The organism is Escherichia sp. GZ89, from assembly GCF_019366485.1.
Classification (GTDB): Bacteria; Pseudomonadota; Gammaproteobacteria; order Enterobacterales; family Enterobacteriaceae; genus Escherichia; species Escherichia fergusonii.
In genome coordinates this window covers 1-4545 of sequence record NZ_JAEOHX010000029.1, presented here as the reverse complement: position 1 = coordinate 4545, position 4545 = coordinate 1, and the positions used below count along the sequence as shown (strand labels likewise).

The window sequence follows — 4545 nt, the reverse complement described above, 5'->3', positions numbered from 1 at the left end:
TCCACCACCACCGAGGCCAGATACTGCGAGGTGGTTTTGCCCTTAATGGTGATGTCTTTTTCCGTCACCCAGCCACCATTACGCTGTATCTGAACCAGCAGGCGGACTTCCGACGGATTCCTGTCCCCCTTTGAGGTGGTTTCCACCAGTGCCTGCACGCCGAAAGTAAAACGCAGACGGTCAATGTTTGCCGACGTGATGGTCCGGGTGATCGGCGTGTCATATTTCACTTCCGTACCCAGCACCGTCTCGGAGCCGGAGGATTCAAAGCCCTCAGGCGGTGTCTGCTCCTGCTCACCTGCCCGGAACACCACCGTGACGCCGGAGATATTGGTATTCCCCTCACTGTCCAGCACCGGCGTACTGTTCAGCAGCACGCTTTTTAATCCATCCACCGGACCTTCAACCGGCCCTTCGCTGATGGCATCGATCACACTCAGCAGCTGCGTGGACTTCAGGTTGTCCTTCGCTTCGCGCGGGGTATGCCCCTTACTGCTACCTTTACCCATTCCTCACACTCCATAAACAACAAAGCCGCCCAAAAGGCGGCTCATGAGTTACGGCAGGATTAACTATTATTTACATGCATTAACACTATCAGCAAAAATTTTTGGCGTTAATGCTGGTACGCGTTCATAAAGAGTAAAACTACTGCCATTTCCTGCTTTTTTGATATCAAGCACAACATCATACCCACCCATAGCCTGTGGAACTAAAAGGCTTACCCCATTCTCAATAGGAATGGATGTTATAGGTGTTCCATTACCAGCCCATTGTCTGGATATGCAGCCTGACAATTCATCAATATTTTTTAATGAATTACCTTCCATTACAGGCTTGCCGGATTTTACGTAATCCAAAGATTTACATCCTGTTAAGGCAATAATCGTGCAGAATAAAATCGTTTTGTTCATATAGCTAACCAACAGAATAATTATCAGTGTTCGATATAAATATTAAATCAGTTAGAACATGAGTAAATAATATTACCGCCCAATTACCACAACCTGACCACCATCCCCTTCATCTGCCGTGCTGATCTCCTGAGATGCCACACGTGACCCCACGCGCATTTCACCGTACAGAACAGGCAGGACATTGCCCTGGGCAACCATGTTATCCAATGAGGAAAAATAGGTATTTTGCTTACCGTTATCAGTGGCTGACACTTTAGGCGTTTTGGCTTTCGGTGCCAGCATCTGCGCAACACCGCCTAAAACCATACCTGCCCCAAGAGAGAACATGAGATTACTTGCAACAATACTAAGCCCCGGCATCCAGATTGCCGTAGCAATTAGCGCCGCACCCAGCACTGCCTGAAAAATACCGCCACTTTTGGCACCCGCCAGACGCGGTACGATGTGGATCACGGCACCATTTGCCAGCGGCTCATTAAGACGGGCAGATAATTCGTTTTCGCCTGCATCACGCCCGGAAATGCGCACCTGATACCAGCCCTCATTCAGTTTCTGGCGAAACGCCGGAAGCTGCGTGGCCAGCGCCCGGATGGCTTCAGCCCCCGTTTTCACACGAAGGTCGATGCGGCGACCAAATCGTTGTAAATCCCCGTAAAGGCAGATGCGTGCCATGCCCGGTGACGCCAGAGGGAGTGTGTGCGTCGCTGCCATTTGTCGGTATACCTCTCTCGTTTGCTCAGTTGTTCAGGAATATGGTGCAGCAGCTCGCCGTCACCACAGTAAATGGCGGCATGATTCGGCACCGATGAACCAAAACAGCACAGCAGCACATCGCCCGGCTGCGCCGCTGACAACGGCACCTGATACAGCCCTGTGGCCTCCAGATTATCCAGATAGAGATTCTGACCGTTACGCCACCAGTCATCCCCGCGATGAAAATCCGGCATCTCAATCCCCGCCAGATGGTAAGCATCCCGGAACAGCGTGTAACAGTCCGTCACCCCGTGCTCAAAGCGCCGCCCGGTAAGATGTGGCACACAGCGGAACTTGTAAATCGCCCCCCGGCAGACCAGCCACCACGGCAAATCACTCTGCACCTGCAGCCGCCGATCGGCCTCACTCAGCCAGGGCAGACCACCGGGGTGACTGTGGACCAGCGCCACAATCTCACCCTGCATTTCTGCCTGCAGCCAGTCCTCCGGCGACATCCGGAAATACTCCTCCGGCTCACCGGAGATATTCACGCAGGGAAAATATCTTTCCCCCTCCGGCGTTCTCACCACGAAGCCGCACGACTCCGCTGGCGCACATCGCCGGGCGTGCGCCAGAATCGCTGATTCTGTCTCTGTCATGGGATTACTGCGAAAGTTTGTTAATGGAAAGGAAGCCGCCAAAGTTGCCGACATTATTGCGAAACTTACAGCCACTCAGGCATTTACTGCATTTATCTTTCGTGATATCGGACGTCGGCTGGTCATATTCATCCGCGACAGCCGGACCGCTATAACCGCACTCATCACCGCGATAGGTCCAGGTACAGGTGTTGGCCAGCATGATGCGCCCCGGAAAAACAGCGCCATCCGTTTCCGTCGGCGTGGACAGTACAAAAGAGGCGCTCACCGCGCTCAGTTCGCTGCACTGCTCGATGCGCCAGCGGCTGATCACCTCCTGCTCCGGATCGGCATCGCTATTTCCGTTGACGAAGTTCACCGCATCCAGAAAACGGGCGTAAACCTTACGCCTGACCACCGTTCCTCCGACCAGACTCTGCAGGTCTTCCGCCATCCCGGTGACCATGCCGTGCAGATTAGAGACTTTCAGCGTTGGCCTTGCACTGGCTCCTTTGCCGTTCATCTCAAATCCACTTCCCTGAATGGGATAGGCCTGATACTGCCGCCCCTGCCAGGTGACTGGTTCACCTTTTTCGTTCTGCTCATTACAGAAGAAATAACGATCTCCGCCGACCTCTGTCAGATCGATTTCCCAGAGCACCACGCTGGCAGACTGCTCCGCACGGGTGCATTCATTCAGTGTTTCCTGTCGGATATTCTGCATCAGTTCACCACCTGTTCAAACTCTGCGCTGAACTCAACACGCAACATACTGACCCGCGACGACCATTTTGCGCAGGTCACCTTTATCTGCCGGTAGCCATAAGGCGGCGTCCACAGAAAGGCCTTCCAGCCCCCGTGCTCAGCCAGAAACGATTCCAGTGCCGTGGCCTCCTCGCGGGGAACAGAAAGCGTCACGCTGTACGTTTTCAGGTCAGCGTTCAGCCCGGCAGGCGCACGCTGAGAATAGCCATCACCAAAGCGCACCTTTATTACGGAAGGGGCCGAAGCCACATCCATACCGGATTTCACTTTCCAGCGGAAGGTTTTCATCGTCCACCTCCGGAGAACAGACCACCATCACGGGACTGCTGTTGCATAAAGTCCGCTGCTGCTTTTTTCCCGAGGTCATAAACCACCTTCAGGGCAGCCGGACCTATCTGCCCGTTCGTGCCATCGTTATTGATCTCGATGTTGTACTGCGGGGCAAACATCGCCATACCTGAACCACCAATATCCGCCACAACCCCCAGCTTACCGTCAGCACCACGACGCAGAGGCAGAATGGCTTCAGGCCCAGCTTCCCCCATCACACCTGCACCTTTTGCAAAAGCAAAAAACGTCGGACGGTTAACCACCGTGCCACTGTAGCGACTCAAATCAGCAGACTGATAAACACCACCATCAGCATTGGGCGTCACACTGGCAGTTGCTGCACTCCCCCAGCCAAACGCCGAACCAATCCCCTTAACTGCCTGCATCATGGACATCTGAGCCATGATTTTTGCCAGATCAGAAAGGAGCGAGGCGGTAAAAGATTTGAAGTTCAGTTTTCCGGTGGTACAGAATGTTGCCAGTGCATTACCTGCACTATTAAATGCCGCTGTAAGCATCTGCTCCGCAGTGCCTGCCGCATTATCCGCATCTGCCGTGAAATTCTGAAACGCCCGCATGGCACCGTTTTTCCAGTTACCCTGAGCAATTTCAAGCTGTTGCCAGTAACGGCGATTCTCATTCAGTTGCCTGTTCAGGCTCTCCGTCAGCGCCTGCTCGGCCTTTCTGTAGTCATCCGTGTTATATGTCCCTTTCTGCTCACTATCCCGCCTCAACTGCTCCAGCTGTTGCTGGTATTTCTGGCGAAGACTCAGTTGTACCTGATATCGCTGCCGCTGCTGATCACCCATACCCACCGTGGCGATATCCAGGTCATGTTGCTGATGCTGAGAGCGCTCTTCTTCAGCCAGTTGACTGGTCAGCTGAATTGTTTTTTTCTTCAGATCGTTGAGTGCCGTCTGTTTCTGAAGCTCCTGCTGTTTTACATCCAACAGCGTCAGTGCCTGAATCAGTTCATCTTTACGGGCCAGCACACTCTTTTCATCTGCCGTCAGTTTTTTCCCGTCCAGATCGCTGATGCGCTGCTGCAGAGCCAGAAGCTGTTTATGCGCTTCTGTCATCCTGTCAGTGGCAATGCCAGCTGACTGTCTTGCAGCAGCAATCTGTCCTTCCACCTGTGCCTGTTGCTGACTGTACTGCAGCAATAACCGGGTGGCCTCATCATTACGGGTTTCGCGTGTTTT

At 53.3% G+C, this 4545-nt stretch carries 6 protein-coding genes and 1 pseudogene; all 7 read right to left on the bottom strand.

Going from position 1 to position 4545, the window contains the following annotated elements:
• Nucleotides 1-509: pseudogene (locus tag K0335_RS21865) on the bottom strand (host specificity protein J); the annotation flags it as partial.
• A 66-nt stretch (nucleotides 510-575) separates the two neighbouring features.
• Complete coding sequence (locus K0335_RS21860) at nucleotides 576-914, bottom strand: hypothetical protein (RefSeq protein WP_153274582.1); 339 nt, start codon at nucleotides 912-914, stop codon at nucleotides 576-578.
• A gap of 72 nt (nucleotides 915-986) precedes the next feature.
• Nucleotides 987-1589, bottom strand: a complete 603-nt coding sequence (locus K0335_RS21855) for a tail assembly protein (RefSeq protein WP_000090865.1) — start codon at nucleotides 1587-1589, stop codon at nucleotides 987-989.
• Complete coding sequence (locus K0335_RS21850) at nucleotides 1526-2269, bottom strand: C40 family peptidase (protein ID WP_033903618.1); 744 nt, start codon at nucleotides 2267-2269, stop codon at nucleotides 1526-1528. The genes K0335_RS21855 and K0335_RS21850 overlap by 64 nt, the downstream gene beginning before the upstream one ends.
• 4 nt (nucleotides 2270-2273) lie before the next feature.
• Nucleotides 2274-2972 carry a phage minor tail protein L gene (locus tag K0335_RS21845; protein ID WP_001179670.1) on the bottom strand — a complete coding sequence of 233 codons (699 nt, stop codon included), beginning with the start codon at nucleotides 2970-2972 and terminating at the stop codon, nucleotides 2274-2276.
• Nucleotides 2972-3301, bottom strand: a complete 330-nt coding sequence (locus tag K0335_RS21840; RefSeq protein ID WP_023138555.1) for a phage tail protein — start codon at nucleotides 3299-3301, stop codon at nucleotides 2972-2974. The genes K0335_RS21845 and K0335_RS21840 overlap by 1 nt, the downstream gene beginning before the upstream one ends.
• Nucleotides 3298-4545: phage tail tape measure protein (locus K0335_RS21835; RefSeq protein ID WP_219361935.1), on the bottom strand; the 1248-nt coding region annotated here is incomplete at its 5' end. The genes K0335_RS21835 and K0335_RS21840, both read right to left, overlap by 4 nt.